This window comes from Jutongia sp. SJQ-6, from assembly GCF_054161275.1.
In genome coordinates, this window is the sequence record NZ_CP195314.1 from 2,957,004 (window position 1) to 2,973,689 (window position 16,686).

Annotated in this window: 13 protein-coding genes and 1 tRNA gene; 8 read left to right on the plus strand and 6 right to left on the minus strand. The window is 41.1% G+C overall.

Translation table 11 applies throughout. The annotated features are described in order from the left end of the window. Window positions 1–8: 8 nt before the first annotated feature. The 5 genes from ACSAJE_RS13230 (at window position 9) to ACSAJE_RS13250 (ending at window position 7,057) form a co-directional block, all read left to right on the plus strand. Window positions 9–1,340 (plus strand): hypothetical protein, encoded by a 1,332-nt coding sequence (locus tag ACSAJE_RS13230; RefSeq protein ID WP_118690973.1) that lies wholly within the window; start codon window positions 9–11, stop codon window positions 1,338–1,340. A gap of 116 nt (window positions 1,341–1,456) precedes the next feature. Next, window positions 1,457–3,067: a zinc-ribbon domain-containing protein gene (locus ACSAJE_RS13235; RefSeq protein WP_458009334.1), complete on the plus strand. Its 1,611-nt coding sequence runs from the start codon at window positions 1,457–1,459 to the stop codon at window positions 3,065–3,067. Between the two features lie 297 nt (window positions 3,068–3,364). Continuing rightward, window positions 3,365–5,407 carry a methyl-accepting chemotaxis protein gene (locus ACSAJE_RS13240; RefSeq protein ID WP_458009335.1) on the plus strand — a complete coding sequence of 681 codons (2,043 nt, stop codon included), beginning with the start codon at window positions 3,365–3,367 and terminating at the stop codon, window positions 5,405–5,407. A gap of 114 nt (window positions 5,408–5,521) precedes the next feature. After that, window positions 5,522–6,499, plus strand: coding sequence for a substrate-binding domain-containing protein (locus ACSAJE_RS13245; protein WP_458009336.1), 978 nt, complete (start codon window positions 5,522–5,524; stop codon window positions 6,497–6,499). A gap of 174 nt (window positions 6,500–6,673) precedes the next feature. Then, a complete protein-coding gene (locus tag ACSAJE_RS13250) occupies window positions 6,674–7,057 on the plus strand; it encodes a hypothetical protein (protein WP_118506760.1) in 384 nt (127 codons plus the stop codon). Window positions 7,058–7,154: 97 nt separating this feature from the next. Here ACSAJE_RS13250 and ACSAJE_RS13255 read toward each other — a convergent pair. From ACSAJE_RS13255 to ACSAJE_RS13280, 6 genes are all read right to left on the minus strand, one after another. Next, window positions 7,155–7,225, minus strand: a tRNA-Trp gene (locus tag ACSAJE_RS13255). Between the two features lie 170 nt (window positions 7,226–7,395). Continuing rightward, on the minus strand, window positions 7,396–9,306 hold the full coding sequence (locus ACSAJE_RS13260; RefSeq protein WP_458009337.1) for a glycosyltransferase family 2 protein: 1,911 nt from the start codon (window positions 9,304–9,306) through the stop codon (window positions 7,396–7,398). Window positions 9,307–9,343: 37 nt separating this feature from the next. After that, window positions 9,344–10,459 carry a polysaccharide pyruvyl transferase family protein gene (locus tag ACSAJE_RS13265; protein WP_182448293.1) on the minus strand — a complete coding sequence of 372 codons (1,116 nt, stop codon included), beginning with the start codon at window positions 10,457–10,459 and terminating at the stop codon, window positions 9,344–9,346. Between the two features lie 8 nt (window positions 10,460–10,467). Further along, on the minus strand, window positions 10,468–11,742 hold the full coding sequence (locus ACSAJE_RS13270; protein WP_458009338.1) for a CDP-glycerol glycerophosphotransferase family protein: 1,275 nt from the start codon (window positions 11,740–11,742) through the stop codon (window positions 10,468–10,470). Window positions 11,743–11,908: 166 nt separating this feature from the next. Next, window positions 11,909–12,226, minus strand: a complete 318-nt coding sequence (locus tag ACSAJE_RS13275; RefSeq protein WP_022026088.1) for a hypothetical protein — start codon at window positions 12,224–12,226, stop codon at window positions 11,909–11,911. 14 nt (window positions 12,227–12,240) lie between these two features. After that, window positions 12,241–12,795, minus strand: coding sequence for a hypothetical protein (locus tag ACSAJE_RS13280; RefSeq protein ID WP_458009339.1), 555 nt, complete (start codon window positions 12,793–12,795; stop codon window positions 12,241–12,243). A gap of 521 nt (window positions 12,796–13,316) precedes the next feature. Here ACSAJE_RS13280 and ACSAJE_RS13285 point away from each other — a divergent pair. From ACSAJE_RS13285 to trmL, 3 genes are all read left to right on the plus strand, one after another. Next, window positions 13,317–14,882, plus strand: a complete 1,566-nt coding sequence (locus ACSAJE_RS13285; protein WP_458009340.1) for a VanW family protein — start codon at window positions 13,317–13,319, stop codon at window positions 14,880–14,882. Between the two features lie 77 nt (window positions 14,883–14,959). Next, window positions 14,960–15,946: an AIR synthase family protein gene (locus ACSAJE_RS13290; protein WP_458009341.1), complete on the plus strand. Its 987-nt coding sequence runs from the start codon at window positions 14,960–14,962 to the stop codon at window positions 15,944–15,946. Between the two features lie 53 nt (window positions 15,947–15,999). After that, window positions 16,000–16,515, plus strand: a complete 516-nt coding sequence (gene trmL / locus ACSAJE_RS13295; RefSeq protein ID WP_022026083.1) for a tRNA (uridine(34)/cytosine(34)/5-carboxymethylaminomethyluridine(34)-2'-O)-methyltransferase TrmL — start codon at window positions 16,000–16,002, stop codon at window positions 16,513–16,515. Window positions 16,516–16,686: the final 171 nt, after the last annotated feature.

The following is a 16,686-nucleotide window of genomic DNA, read 5'->3' on the forward strand; positions in this document are numbered from 1 at the left end:
GGAGAAAAATGGAAATAGAATATTACGAGCAGCTTTATCGACAGTTGATAGAGCATTTTTACCAACAATTTGATTATTTTATAACGAAAGAGTGGGGAGGGATTGCTGATCAAAATGAAATGAATGATGCAGTTCGACAAAAGGCATATGATACCTTTTACGCTAAGGTTAAGAAGGCCCGCATTGCCAATCGTCAAACGATCCGTAAATGGTTTGGGATGGGCGGACAGATTATGCCGAACAGGCAGCAGATTTTTAAGATAGCGTTGGCAGTAGGTTTATCAAGGGATGATACCAACCGATATTTGCAATATGGCATTTCGGAAACTGCTTTTCAGGAAAATGATTATCGAGAGTTTATTGTCATGTATTGTCTTGATCATGGAATCGGGCTGCAAAAGTGTGAAGAGATGATATCTTTTTATGAGAGTAAGTGTCATAACAGGGGGCAGTGGGAACAGAATACACACACAGATTGGCTGCGCAGACAATACGAGATTGTCAAACTGTATAAGGAACAGGATTTTCTCTTGTGGATGTACAAACATCAGAAGTATTTCAAAGGATATAGCTTGACGGTGTTGCATTGCTATCAGGAATTAATGACAAAATGTTTGCGGATTTTTCGTGAAAATATGCGACAATCACTTGTTGTATTATTAAAAGAAGTCGGATTTTTTAGCTGGGTTGCTAAGAAGCAGGGTGAACAAAAATACGACGAGAATGATATCGAGAGATTTGTGAAAAACCGACTTCGTTCGAGCAGTCATGCATTGGATTCGAATAAAGCAAAAGAAATTCGTAATTTGGTATCCATCGTCTATGCTTCCCATGATCGAATCTGTGATCTGATACAGGGAGTATATACGAAAATGCCTGCATGGCGGCAAGGTGGGACGCAGCGCCGGGTGTATCACACATTGCGAAATCATATGCAGCGAATTGATGAAAAATATCTATCAGAGCTTTTGAATATGGCACTGCATAAAGAGAGGCAAATGCGTTTGCAAATGCTTTTGGCGCAGGAAGACAATGAACAAAAGCGCAATGAACTGCAGAAACAATTGCGCAAAAATAAAGGAAGGCTGCATATGATCCAACGATCGGATCTGCTGATCCTGGCACAATATATCATATATGCTAAGTACGAGAATAATAGTTATGTAAGTTGTGATTATAGACCGGCTAGAGAGGAATTTCGGGTTTATGCAGATAGTATCATGGAGTTGTGTGGTATGCGCAAATTGGATGATAGCTATATGTTAGATTATGTGATGTTATCCTGCTTTTCAGAAGAGGAAATATATTTGTTTTCTGAAATCATCGAAGGGGTAGAGTAAAATTTCATATAGAGAAATAAGTACAATAAAGGATGCGCCAAAATAATAAAAAAATTCAGCCTCTGCGTTGTTATAATGCTTTTGTAATAGTAAAACAACGCAAAGGAGAGATGAAAATGGCTTTGATGAATTGTCCGGAATGTAACAGGGAAATATCAGACACAGTAGAACAATGTCCTCATTGTGGATATCAGTTGAAGAAAGGATATGCAGAAGAGGATTCTAAGACAACTGGGAGAAAATTTGAGGTGTTTAGACGTAATCGGAAGAAAATTATTATAGTAATTATTGCGCTCCTGTTTATTTGTGCAGGAAGTATAATATATTGTTATTATAATGCACCTGTACGTAAAATTACAGGTTATTTATCGGTTGGCAAGGTTACAGAAGCGCAAAGGATATATGATCAAAAAATTAAAACAGATAGTGATGCTGCATATCAATTGGAAGATAGTTTAGATGATCTTTTCAAGAAAATGGAAATGAATTATGGAGAGGGAAAACTTACTTACGATGAATACTGTGAGGTAAAAAAGTTTATTAGTAAGTATTATCAAAATTATGAAGTTGACAAGCTTGATTCCAGTATGAATCAATTAAAAAATTCTAAAGCAAGTTTTGAAAGGGCAAGACAGGAGGAAAAAAACAAAAAATATTCTAATGCTATTTTTTTGTATAATAAAATAGTGAAAAGCGATAAAGTTAATTATCGTGAGGCACAGAAACATTTAAAGGATTGCCAAGATAAGTACAAAACAGAGATAGACAAAAAAATTGAAAAACTAATGAAGGATTCCCAACCTTCGTATGATTCTATCGAAAAAGAATTTACCAAAAACAACTTTTTAAATGATGATAAAAAAATGACTGCGAAATACAGAAAATTAAAAATAAAAGTTCGAGATTATCAAATATCGCAGGCTAAAAATTATCAGAAACAAAATAAATATCAAGAGGCTATTGCCGCATTAGAAAAGATTCATAAGGATAACATTTATGATAGTGAGGTAAAAGAATGCAAAACATCGGTAGAAAAAGCAGCAGTAAATTGGGCGACTACTGAAGCTGCAAAGTATGCGAACAATAAGAAATACGGGAAAGCTATTGATGTATTAAAGTCATATCAAAAATATGATACGACAAATATGGTCGCTGACAAATTAAAACTCTATGAAGGAAGAGCCAAGAAAGCTGTTATTAAAGAATTTAAGCGGTTAAAATCAAAAATGACGATAAAATATGATTCAGTAGATCGCGAGTATACCGTAGTTGCTAAGGGGCGAGAAACGGGATACATAAATTTATCCAATAGTATTAACTTAGAAGCTCGGGCGCAAGTTAGTAAAAGAGATAAAGATACTACATTTCAATTAATAGCAGGCTTTCAACAGGAGGATTGGATTTTTACAGAGCAAGTGGCATTTGCAGTACGAAATTATCGTGAAACATATATAATTGATTATAATGATAGATATACACAAATAATGAATGGCGGTATATGCGAGTGGATGTATTTGAATGATTTGGAATATGGAGATTTATTTGATCCAATAGACAAATTAGTTTCTAAAATTACGACATCTAAAAAAACAACAATCCGTTTCGGTGCAAAAGGAAACGGAACGAGAACGCACATATTGAGCACTTCCGAGAAAAGTAATGTGCGTAATATGTATAAGTTTTGTGTATTATTAAATCGTTATAAATATTTATATAAATACTTATGATTATGACATATTAAATTTATGTTATTGTGATCAATATCTAAATTAGCGAGAGATTGTTGCGTAGTATGTGGAGATATAAACAGTCCTTTTATGGTACTTCATAATAGGGCTGTTTGTTATTTGTTGCCTTATTATTCCGGATATTCCGGATAATGTAGCTATGAGGGTTGAGAAATGTTGAATATTTCTGTATAATGGATTTAAAATATGTACGTTATGTCGATCTCGTAAATTAGGAAACATGAATATCGTGCAATGCCTAGTGATTATTTCATTAACAAAGGAGAGGTGGGTAATATGAAGAAGAATACTAAGCAAACAAAAGATGACAAAATGAAAAAGCCAAAGCAGCATCCAAAGCAAAAGGGATTTCGAATGGGACTGCGAGCAAAGATATTGGGGATATCGTTGCCAATTACCATCATTATGGTTATTGCAATGATTGCCATTGCTTACAGTGTTTCGGAGAAAGACATCATGAAATCTTCACAGAGCTTGCTGCGAACATCAGCAAAAGATCAAGGAAATCAGATCGAGGCGTGGTTGAATCGTAAACTGGACGAAGTTAAAACAGTAAAGTACGACTTAGAACATTCCGGTGCAGTGAAGGATCAAAAGTTGTTACAGAAGAAATTAAACGATTATTATGCGTTGGATGATTCTTTTGTCGGTGGTTTTTATGTGACGGACACAGCAGGAACTGTCATGAAAGCTGATGACAATACGACACAGATCAATAATGCAAAAGATCAGATATGGTATCAAAAAGGGCTAACCAGAATGAATCCGGGTTATACGCCTGTTTTTGAAGATGCTGAGAATCATATGATGATCAGTGCATGTGGCATGTTGGACGATGCAACGAACATTCGTATATTGTCAACAAACTTGTCTCTTGATTCGGTGAATATTATTGTTAATTCCAGTGTATCCATGCAAGGGGCTGAGTCATTGCTTGTAGACAAAAGTACAGGCGATATTCTTGCATCGCGTGAATCAGAATTGATCGCAACATCTTTAAAAGATACATCCAATGGTTTTCTTAAAAATGTTGCAGATAAAATTAACAAAGACGACGAGTCGGTGACAACAATACGTGATAAAGTAGTTGTTACGCGTGAAATTGCAGGAACGGATTGGGTCCTTGTTTCCTATGTGCCAACCAGTTTGATCACTTCTGAAGTAGATAATTTGAGAACGATATTGATCGGAGTTGCAATTGTTGGCCTGCTGGTATTTACGCTGCTTAATACAATAGGCGTGTCACTTACGGTGAAACCATTGCGAATACTCAGTCACAAGATCAAGGCGATGTCAAATGGTGATTTTACAATACAGATCGAAGTGAAAGGCACTGACGAGATTGCTCAGATTCAACAGAGTGTAAAGATATTTACAGAATATATGCGTGAAATGATCTGTAAAATTAATGCTGTATCAGATAGTATTAGAAACCAAGCTGATAGCAGCAGTGTTGTGTCAGTGAGTATGCAGGACGCTTCGAATGCGCAAGCAGCTTCTATGGCGGCTTTGAGTGAGACTGTTGAGCAGATTTCGGAGTCGATCAATGAAATCGCCGAGAGCGCAACAGATCTTAGCGGTGTTGTTTCTGATGTGTCTCGGGATAGCGAACAGGTGAAATCGCAGATCGATAGTACTGTCGGCATTGCACGTAAAGGTCGGAGTGATATGGAGTTGGTAGGTACTGCTATGGATGAGATACGTGATTCTATGTCGTTACTGGTAGATGCTATTCGTAAAGTGGGGGAAGCTTCCAAAGAGATTACAGGAATTACAAGCTTGATCGCGAATATTTCAGAAGAAACCTCATTGTTGTCGTTAAATGCTTCTATTGAGGCTGCGAGAGCCGGAGAGGCTGGAAAGGGATTCTCTGTGGTAGCCACAGAGATCAGCAAACTTGCACAAAACACAGCATCCTCCGTGGAAGAGATCTCACAGTTGATCAGTCAGGTGGATGGCCTTGTGGATGATGCTGTAAATCAAGCGAATGTCAGCGTACAAAATATTGGTGAGAGTGGTGGCCGCATACGTGTGGCACAAGAGACATTTGAGCAGATTTATACATGTATTGAGGATATGAAAAATGGTATCAATAATATGATCACACAGATTGCTGCTGTAAATAATGTTGCTATGGACGTATCAGCAATTTCAGAGGAGCAGGCTGCTTCGACTACCGTGATCAGTGAAACTTCGGATGCTATGGTTGATCAGGCTAACAATTTAGCAGGCCAGAGTGAACAGGTGGCAGACAGCTCGAAGGTTTTGACGAACACTTCAGAGCAGCTTGCAGAGCAGATGGGTAGATTTCAGATATAAGGAACGTTGTTTGGATACTATACTAGGTGATAAGTATAAAGAAAAATGCAAATAAGTTTTTAGGGTAAGCATGACGGCACTGGTGTGGTGCTGTATGCGGAAATGGAGAGGATTATGACAAAAAAAATAGTATTATATTGTTTGGCTGTCATGTGCTGCGTATTGACAGTCGGCTGTTCGGGGAAAAAAGAAGATGGTCAGAGCTCCGGCAAAGACCTTAAGATTATGTTAACTGTATCTGATGGTTCTGACACATTTCGTGCCACACTCGCAGAGGCAGCCCAAAATGCAGCGGAAGAAGCCGGTTATACAATAGATATTCAGGATGCAGCGGGTTCTTCGGAGACACAGATGAACCAGATTAAGAATGCAAAGGACGCGGATGTGATCATATGTGCGTTGTGTGATGCCGGAACGGCACAGCAAATGGAGGCATTGGCGGGAGACAAACCGATTGTATTTATTAACAGTTGTCCGGAAGAAGAATACCTGCAAAAAAATAAATATGTCTATGTTGGATCTGACGAAGCGGTGGCCGGTAATCTTCAGGCAGAATATGTCCTTAATAAATATGCGTCCAAGGACTCCTTAAATATCGCACTTCTCAAGGGAGAGAGTACGCATTCAGCGACAAAGGGACGTACCAAAGCGAATAAAGCAACATTAGAGGCATCCGGTAAAACCATACATTATGTATATGAGGATTATGCGGATTGGAGTACTGAAACCGCAGCCAAAATGTTTCATCAGTTTTTACAGACCGGACAGCCGGTTGATGCCGTTATATGTAACAATGATTCGATGGCAGTAGGTGTTGCACAGGAAGTCCAGAAAGCTAAAATAGATACAAACACATTACCTATTCTTGGTGTCGATGCAACAACTGATGGATTAGACTTGATTTCGCAGGGTGCCATGGCATGTACAATTTTTCAGCCGGCGAAAGGGCAGGGAGAAGCAGCGGTCAAAGCAGCAGAAAAACTTGCTTCCGGACAATCTGTCGAGTCGCTTGATGGAGCGGAACATAATGGCCTGTTTGTATGGGTGCCATTTGAACAGGTTACGGCAGAGAATTTATCGCAATATCAGTAACTCAAACGTTATGTCACGTTACTTATTCAAACGTTGCACGTTAAGATTATTGTGTTGTCACATACATTTTACATAAATTATACAGTTGTGTGCTCGTAGATTTTACGCACCTTGGTTACAATATTTGCAAACATATAAAGAAATGCAAATGATTGATAACAAGGGGATGAGATTATGAGTATGAGTACGGTATTATTGATATTTGGTGTTGTTATGGCAGCCATTGTGTCTATGCAGTGTGATCCGAATAATCCATTTACATTGCATAGACGCAGTACGAAAGATCTTGTGGAGGAGGTATTGGCAGATCCAATCCTGATCGTATTACATGCGTACCACACCTCAGATGAGCAGTTGAAGTTAGGATATGGACAGCTCTGCGAACAGCTTGGCAGTTTACGCGAATTAAATCGCCGCAAAGATGTTTGTCATTGTATTCATCTTGTGATGAGGGAACTGCGGGAGCGGTGTAAGGATGCGCAGACAAAGCAGGAAGTATTAGAAATGCAGTATCGCCAGACGATTGGCGAACTGCTATTGGAAGCTCTAGCTGATTGATCATGAGCAATATGAAATATATTTGAGTTACAATATAAACACATTCAGAAATATAAAAAAAAGCTCAGAAGAATTTCTTCTGAGCTTTTACAGTTAACAGGGGTGCCAGGAATCGAACCCGGCTCTGGAGTTTTGGAGACTCTTATTCTACCGATGAACTACACCCCTAAATGCGATGTGTCACTCGCAAGCGACTATAATAGTATACAAAATTCATCGGAGTTTGTCAATAGTTTTTTGAGAAAATCTACGCATATCTCAGCAAAAACTCAGCAAAAACTCAGCAAAAACTCAGCAAAGACAATATGCAAAATTTATGCAGAGTTTATGGTGAATAATTATTCATCCTCTTCCTCTGGTTGTTCTATGATCTGACGGAAATAAGCTAGTTTTTTGTCTGCCTCACGCTGCTTCATCCAAGCTTTTACATCTTTTGCAGGGAATAGCTTGCGCAGCAACTGATATGGATACCAAATGATTTTCATTCGTGTGACAGCATCGTAATGCATTTTGATATTTTCGCTGCGATCCTTTAACACAGTGATACGCATTGCCTGGCGATGCATGCGGTTGCGTAGATTGCCGATCTTGCGGTGCAGGAAAAAAGTTTCGTTTGCCTTATTCTGTCGTTCGCGGTTCATCTGGTAAACCGTATAGTCCTTGGTGATACGCAGCAATGTATCAAAGTAAAAACTGTCAACTAACGTGTACTCAGTGCCGTTTTTGATTTCTTTGGAAAGCGGTTTGGTGTGACAATCGGAGTAAGCACTGCCGATCCCGTAATCGTGTGCGAGTACGCAGGTAGCGTAAACGCGGACGGTTTCGTTGTAGGCAGTGAGATATTTCTGCTTAAAGTTACATTCTAAGTCGTAAGAATAGGTGAGTTGATTTTTCTGCATCAGAATCTCACACATTGCGATTGTCATGGCATCGTCTTGATCGATATGAGCCATAAAGACATCGAAGATCTCCTGCATAACAGGATGACCGGCAACAGCTGCGTATATGCGCTCTGTGATAGAAGTATCGTTTTGAAAACCAAACAGAGCTTGTGTGCGTAGTAATAACGGTGTGATATATTTGATGCCGCGTACCTGCTTGGAAAGAGCGATGCCGCCTTCTTCCATTAATTTTTTACATTTGAAATATTGTCCAACGACATGATAGCGTCCTTCGTTATACGCTTTTCGAATGGCAGGATGCTCATCGATATTACAGTTTTCTTCATCTAAACAAGTAATCTCTGCATCAAATTCGACCAAAGTGCCGACCAAAGTATCAAGGTTATTCTGCTCTTGTTCGGTCAATGTGGTTTTTCCAAAGTGATCGTAGTATATGTGTTTTGGAATTGCCTGAAAGGCATTGTAATAATAATCCAAGCGTACTTTTAGTCGTGGGTGCTCTTCAAAGTTTGTGTTGGAAAGGATAAAATCTTTGTTTTCCATCAGAAGATCTACATATCGGTCCGCAAAAGCCGGACGGCGTGTGCACATATACAAAGTAAGGCTTGCCGTGAATGGGGCAACCTCAGAGGCTGCTTCCGGATTGGCATTTTGTACGATAAAACGGATAGCATCCAGACTACCGAGAATCTGCTTGTTGGATGTGCTGGAGACGATAGAAGTATCATGACGCAAATAGTGGTAATAAGGCGTAGATACATAACTGATCTTCTTCGCATAAGACATAACGACCGGAAGCCACGCCACATCTTCAAACCAGTGTGCCGGGAAGGCAAATTGTTTGACAAATGCAGTACGGTATAATTTAGAACAAGTTGTTACGGTGTAATCAGATTGTCTTAGAAAATCTGTTCCGGTGTATACTTTATCCATATCGAAATCATAAGTTCCTTCAATCGTCACTTCCTGATACAGTCCATGACGAAAATACGGACAAAAGATAATGTCGCTTTCCAGTACAAAGGCAGACTCATATAGATCCGTCAACATTTCCGGATCTACAATATCATCCGAATCGACGAACATCAAATAGTCGCCCTTTGCTTTGGATATACCGAAGTTTCTGGCGAGCCCGGGACCGCCGTTTTCTTTGCGGTAATAACGGATCTGTTCAGAATGCGCATCGGCGTATTTTTGTGCAATGGCAGGACTGCCATCGGTCGAACCGTCATCAACTAAGATGACTTCAAAGCTCTCAAATGTCTGCGCTAATATCGAATCCAGACAGTCAGCTAAATATGCTTCGACATTATACACCGGTATAATAATTGAAATGTTTGGTTTCATCTTCACTTCCCCCTCGTGATTACTGTCAAGTTGCTCCTCATGCCTCTAAACTTTTTGCAAACGCGTCCGTCAAAAACTTTGCGGATTTTTCGCGTTCTGCTTGTAGGTGTTTGTAAACATCATCGTAGTCGATTTCGGTTACGGCAGGCATTTCTTGATCGTTTTGCAAAAATCGGTCATCTAGGTGCAGCAAATGCAAAATACTGGTCACGCGGGAATCTTTCGTTCCACGTGCATAGGTATAAAAGCTTTTCTTATTGATAAGAGAAAAGCAGACCCCATGAAAAGCATTTGTTAATATAAAATCTGCATGCATGAAATATCCTAAAAATTCTTCAATACCAATGGATAATTTCACTTTGTTACGGAAAATATTTGTATAAAAAACGCTGATCTCAATGACTTCCAAACCGCGTTCTTTGGCAATTTTATGTGCATCCTCTAACATCTTTCGATTGTTTTTGAGGCAGTTATACACTAACAGATAATGTTTTTCTTTTGGTTTTACAGCGATCTTTGCATAGTCCTCAGCATCTAATAACAGGGTAGGATCTAACACATTTACGACCGGTTTATCCGTATATTCCTGCGTAAACTCGGTTCCCTGAATCTCACGTACCGAAATGGAATCAAAATTTTTAAGCAGTTCGCGGAAACGCGCCTGTCTCTTTTCTGAAAAGTTTGTATAACCGATGCAGGCGGCATAAGATATCTTATTTTTGCCCCGCATAGATGGGAGATTGCAGAAAAATCCATTATCAAAGCCCTGTGTGCTGTGTGGACTCCAGATAACATCGCTTTCGCATACGATCGTATCAAAGTCGAACAATGCCTTGCTAAGCAGTGCCTCGTCATATTGACAATTGGTCATGCGGTACTGCGTATCAAAAAAGTTCATAAATTTTTTGTATCTGGTCAGATTCGGAAAGAAATATCCAAGCCAAAAAAAGAATCGTTTTACTTTCTCCTTAGGCTGTTCAGAAAGAAACGGATATTTCATATTGTAGGTTTTCATGAAACGGGGAAGATAGTCGATAATGACGTTATCGATCCCCTGTTTATCCAAATACTGCTGAAATGCATAGGAATGCAATGCAGCACCGAAATTCAAGTGTTTTGAATATTTATTAATACTGATAATTCCAACTTTCATAGTTATCCTCATTTCTGGCATTCCTGCAGAATGCGTTTGGAAATTGTTTCGGTTGCGTTTCCGTTGTCAAAGCTGCCAAGATCGGTGTGATGTTTGTGAACATCTTTGAGATACTGTTCCTCGTCAAAGTGAGCAATATTGTCGACCAATGCGGCATTGTTTTTAGCAAGTGGGAATGGCCAGTCGCGCACATCCACGTAAAAGCCTTGTGTCTCTAAATATTCGTCCAAATCTGTGGTATACAGGAAACATGGACGTTTTAACAGGGAATAATCCCATACACTCGAAGAGTAGTCTGTGATCAAAATATCTGCGGCAAGAAGGAGATCCTGCATATCGCCATAATCTGTGACATCGATAATATGCTGCCTCTTTGTGTCTGCCGGAAGACGTTTCTTAATAAAGTAATGCATGCGGTACAAGATAGTCCATTCTCCGCCAAAACGTTCTTTGGCAGCTTCTACGATACCGCGTACATCCAAATTGTAATCCGTTGTCTCGTTGCGTTTGCCCTTGCGGTAAGTAGGGGCATAAAGGATGATCTTATTATCAGCAGGAATATTGTAATATTTACGAATATATGCTGCCGTTTTGTTGTCGTGATTATTGACCAGTTCATCATTACGCGGCATTCCGCATTCCAAACATTCACCCTTGTGAGCAAATGCACCACGGACAACATATTTGGTATAGTATTTACAACTGGAAACTAAAATATCCGTATGGGAAGCACTGAGCTCTTGGATCTTCTGATCCGACGTGCGGATGCTTGGATTGTCCAATAACAATTTTTTATATGCACCGCCACCGTGTCCGGTTCCAATTGTTGTCTGTTTCTTGCGGAACGGGATCATGGCTGGTATACGCATATTGTATACGAATACGCGGGAAGACAGTGCGTAACGGTAGAATGAAAAGGTACCGTATTCCACAGTCTTCGATACGCCCCAGTCGGCAAGCCAGCGGAAGTTGTCCGCCCCTTTAAATGCCCAGATGATCTCTACATCGTCCGGATAATTTTTTGCCAGATATTCGGAGATGCGGCGAGGATTGCAGGCGTATTTGCCGGCTTCAAAACTCATAAACATAACCCGGTTTTTCTTGATCGGGAAAATATAAAAGACGCGCAGAACGATCAGGTAAATGCGGTCCTTAATATATTCTTTGATACGTGCGATGGAGCGGAAGTCAGCGCCATAGCGTGAATATTTACGGTATTTTAATAATTTCTGATACTGTCTGTAATGACGGTACCGCTTTAATAATTGAATCAAGCGATGCATAATGTTCCTCATTTCTATTTCATATGATCAATGCCGCTTTGGAATGGAAGTGCCGATCGTTCGGCATAAGAACACGCCAAAACAACGATAAAACCTTTGATATTCTATCATAATAGGGTGATTCTGTAAAGAATATGTAATAATTATGTCATATTTTGGGAGCTTTTCATGTTTTTGGAAAGATCATGGCAGATTCCCCTGCCTGGTCCCAGCGGTCTTTCTTCTCGTCGTATTGGGTGCAGAGCCAATCATAGACGTCATCCAGTCCTTCTTCGGTATACGGAAAATACGCATAGGTTTTATTTTCTTCCGGTGTCTTTTCAAAGCAAAACGGCTCAGGCCATATGGCAGCGCGAAAACATTCTTCCTCATTGTCTTTTTGCCATTTTTCTACCTGATAACGCATCCCCTGAAAACTTGCTTTCAGAATAGCTCCTTTGCGATAAAACTCTTGTTTGTCATATAGTGATTTTCTGCTATTCATGGTCAACCTCATTTCTATTGGTAAGATCGGACGATTCCGGTCAGTTTGTCTATGACAGTGTCCCGCATAAAGAAGTCCTGTTTTTTGACGCGTTCGATCAAAGGCTGGATCTGCTCAATGCGGTCAGTTTGAGCGTATATTTTGCCAAGGGTAATGTAGGTGCTTGATATATCGCTTCCGATATCCAGTGCATACGAAAAAATGCTCTCTGCGTCTGCCAGCTTCTCCGACTGATAGAGTGCCTCTCCCCATTGATTTAGTGCCCGGATCAGTCGGGTATAATTTTGATCGCAGGCAGAAAGAATCTCAAAATTGGCAATGCCGTAGTTGAGTTTAATATCAGCATTGCTCATTCCCTGCAGGTTCAAAATAGGACGTTTCAGTATCTCGCGCACATCATCCTGGGCGTCTTGTATAGCACCGTCTGCCTGATCGTCCCACGGCAGCAGATTTTGATCGACTTCGAGATAATCCAATTCGGAAATATCTTTTTTGCGGGCGAAGTTAGAAGCTTTTTCTTTGCTCCAAAAAGATTGATTCCACTGTGGTGTTTTTGCCCCTTGTTTCATCTTGACTTGCACATAAATTATGAATACAATGAAGAGGACAAAAAATATAGGTATAGTATTCATGATGATCACATATTCCTTTCTCAGCCTGCAAGCCGACAGCCGAACCGACAAGCTTGCATCGCGGGTGGGGCTGTACCGGGGACAGACAGGAGGTAACAATGAACTTTTTTAATCGTAAAAACCAGAAAAGAATTGCATCAGTAATCTGTATTTTAGTTATTATTGCAATGGTTTTGCCTATGGTCTTAGAGTATTTAGTAAAATAGTTCATCGGCGGGGTTATAAAGGGCGCTTATTCTATAAGGATAGAATGGACGCCCTTTTGCTTTTTGCCTTTGTTGATTCGGAAATTGCTGCCGCGTAGTGCGATACATCGCAAAACACTGACCTTGCATTTTCCCGGTTAAAATCGACTATACAAAATAACTGAAAAAATGTCAAATTATGAAGAAATCTTTGACTTGCGAAGGACTCTTATTTATGACAAAATATAATGTGAATTGGGAGGCTTATTGATTATGACAAACAAGAATAAACGTTTATCCGGTATTTTTATAGTTGGCTGTCTTTTGGCTGCCTGCGTGGCAGTGGCTGCAGAGCTTGCTTCTTCCGGGATCTTTGGATCAAAGCATACGATCTGTGAAGGGGTTAAGATCAGCAAGGTCGAAGTTGGCGGAATGACGAAAGCTGAGGCTGAGAATGCCGTATATGATCATATTGCAGGGCTGCTTAGCCGAAAGGTTGTTATCCAGATCGGTGAGAATGAGTTGGAAACAGATTTTGAATCACTCGGAATGCACTTTTCGGAAGAAAAGTTGATCGATCAGGCATACGCAGTTGGTAAAAAGGGTAATTTGATAAAGCGTATGCGCGAAGTGGAGAATGCGCATCAATCCGGCAAAACATTTGCCTTAAAGTATTCGTTTGATGAGCAGAAACTCAAAGAATATGTTGAAAAAGAGTGCACACAGTTTGATGTGAAAGCCAAAAATTCCAAATTATCCTTAAAAAATGGACGATTTGTTGCATCTAAGGAACGTACCGGCAGAGAATTGCAGGTCGACCAAACGATTGATCGTATCCGCAAGACGCTGCAGGAATCAGACCAGTCGGATTCCTATACGGTACAGGCCATTGTGGAGACAACAGAGCCAAAGTACACGCAGGAAATGGTATCGAAATGCCAAGATCTGCTGGGACGTTATTCAACGTCTTATGCAACATCAACGGCGGCACGTGCGACGAATGTACAGACGGCGGCCGGAAGGATCAATGGAACAATTTTATATCCGGGCAAAACATTTTCCACGATCAAGGTGATCAAGGAGCGCACAGAGGCAAATGGTTACAAAAGTGCATCGGAATATTCCAGCGGTAAAGTGGTTGATGGAGTTGGTGGTGGCGTATGCCAGGTTTCCACGACATTATATAATGCGGTGATCAATGCAGAGCTAGAGGTAGTAGAGCGCTCGCCACATTCCATGGTGGTAAGTTATGTTGATGTATCGCGTGACGCGGCGATTGCCGGTGATTATAAGGATTTTAAATTTAAGAATAATACCAATGCCCCAGTTTACATTGCGGCATCAGCCGAGGGCGGTGTACTTTCTTTTCGCATTTACGGCGAGGAGACAAGAGAAAGCGGTCGGGAGATTTCTTTTGAATCGGAGATCCTAGAGACGATCCAACCGGGAGATGATGAAGAGACGGTGGATGAGACAAAGCCTGCATCGTATCGTGAGGTAACACAGTCTGCACATGTCGGATATAAGGCAAAGCTGTGGAAGATCATTAAAGTAAATGGCAAACAAACGGACAAGGTGCAGCTCAATAGCAGTTCTTATGCGGCAGAACCGCGTCATGTGACGGTTGGAGCAGGTGCCGCAGGCTCACCAAAGCCGAGTGCGTCAGCGGATCCAAAGGCAACGAAGGATCCAAAAGCAACAGGCAAGCCAAAGAGTTCGAAGGAGCCGAAGAAGACGGCAAAACCAAAGTCTACAAAGAAACCGGCCAAGAACGCTACGGCAAAGCCAAAAGCAACAGCCGCAGCCAAAAAGACTACAAAGCCGGTAACGGAAGAGTAAAACATATATTATTATGCCGTTAAAATGGAATACGTTAGCGGATAAGATTGAGCGGGATAACAAAGGAGCAAACGAATATGAAGATAGGAAAAGTACCGGAAAATGTACTGAAAAGAGCGGTATTTAAGCAGATTCACCATAGACGACAAGAGGTTTTGCTGCATCCGGGTGTTGGAGAAGACTGTGCAGCAGTCGCACCGGAGCAGGGAGAGGTATTTGTGCTTTCTACGGATCCGATCACTGGGGCAGACAAGCAGATGGGGGTCTTTGCCGTACATATTACGGCGAACGATCTGGCAACGGCAGGAGCGGAGCCGATAGGTATTTTAAGCAGCATTATTTTGCCGCCGGAGACGGAGGAACAGGACCTCAGACGAATTATGAGCGAATTGGAGCAGGCATGCGATGAGTTGCAGATCGAGATCTTAGGCGGACATACGGAGGTGTCTGACGCCGTGAATCGACCGGTCATCACAGTGACAGGGGTTGGAAAGGTTGCGCGTGGTGATCTCCTTTCGACGGGAGGAATGCAGCCCGGCGATGAGCTGGTCATGACGAAATGGGCAGGGTTAGAAGGTTCTGCGATCATTGCGGCTGAGAAACGAGATGTTTTGGAACAAACGCTGCCGGCTCATCTTATTGATACAGCAGAAAGTTTTCTGAAGCATATTTCAGTTGTGCCGGAAGCGAAGATTGCAATGCAGCATGGTGTACATGCTATGCATGACGTGACGGAAGGTGGTATTTTTGGCGCACTGTGGGAGATGGGCGCAGCATCAGGAGTCGGTATCGTTGCAGATCTTGATAAAATACCGATCCGTCAGGAGACAATAGAATTGTGTGAGGTTTTTGATATCAATCCGTATCTGCTCATATCGAGTGGTTGTATGTTGATCGGCTGCGAGAATGGTAATTTGTTAGTAGATCGATTGCAGGACGCAGGAATACCGGCAGCGGTGATCGGACGCGCTACGGAAGGTAATGACCGTGTGATACGCAGTGGAGAGGAAACGAGATTTTTAGAGCCGGCAGGCAGTGATGAGTTATACAAGATATATGAGTAGGTAGCAATGGCTATAGATATTGGATCTATGCCAGAAAGGAATCAGTGATTGTTGTGTTAAATATTGTACTTTTGGAGCCGGAAATGCCGGCAAATACCGGTAATATCGGAAGGACGTGTTGTGCCACCGGCACGAGGCTGCATTTGATCGAGCCGATGGGTTTTCGGATCAATGATAAAATGCTGAAACGGGCAGGATTAGATTACTGGGAACATTTGGATGTCACTATTTATGACAGCTATGAGGATTTTTTGGAAAAAAATCCAAAAGCACGAGACAAGATGTATATGGCGACGACAAAGGCACGTCATCGATATACAGATGTCTCCTATGAGGAAGATGCGTATATTATGTTCGGTAAGGAGAGTGCAGGGATTCCGGAAGAAATTTTGGTGCAGACGCCGGACACTGCAATCCGTATTCCTATGAATCCACAGATACGTTCCTTGAACTTATCGAATTCTGTGGCGATCGTACTGTATGAGGCGTTACGCCAAAATGACTTTTTCTCGATGCAGACCGAAGGAAACCTACATAGACTTAGCTGGGAAAATCCGGATATTGTATAAAATTATGAGGTGATAATCTATTTTAATTAATAGGAAACTGCTGTTGTGTAGCGTGACATCACCAAGAATTGCATTAGCAATTCTTGCAGAGCAAAACGCTGGTTTTGCTCTTTTTTATGGAAAAGACCCCACTTTTTTACAAATAGATATTGAAAAAAGGGCGGGAACATA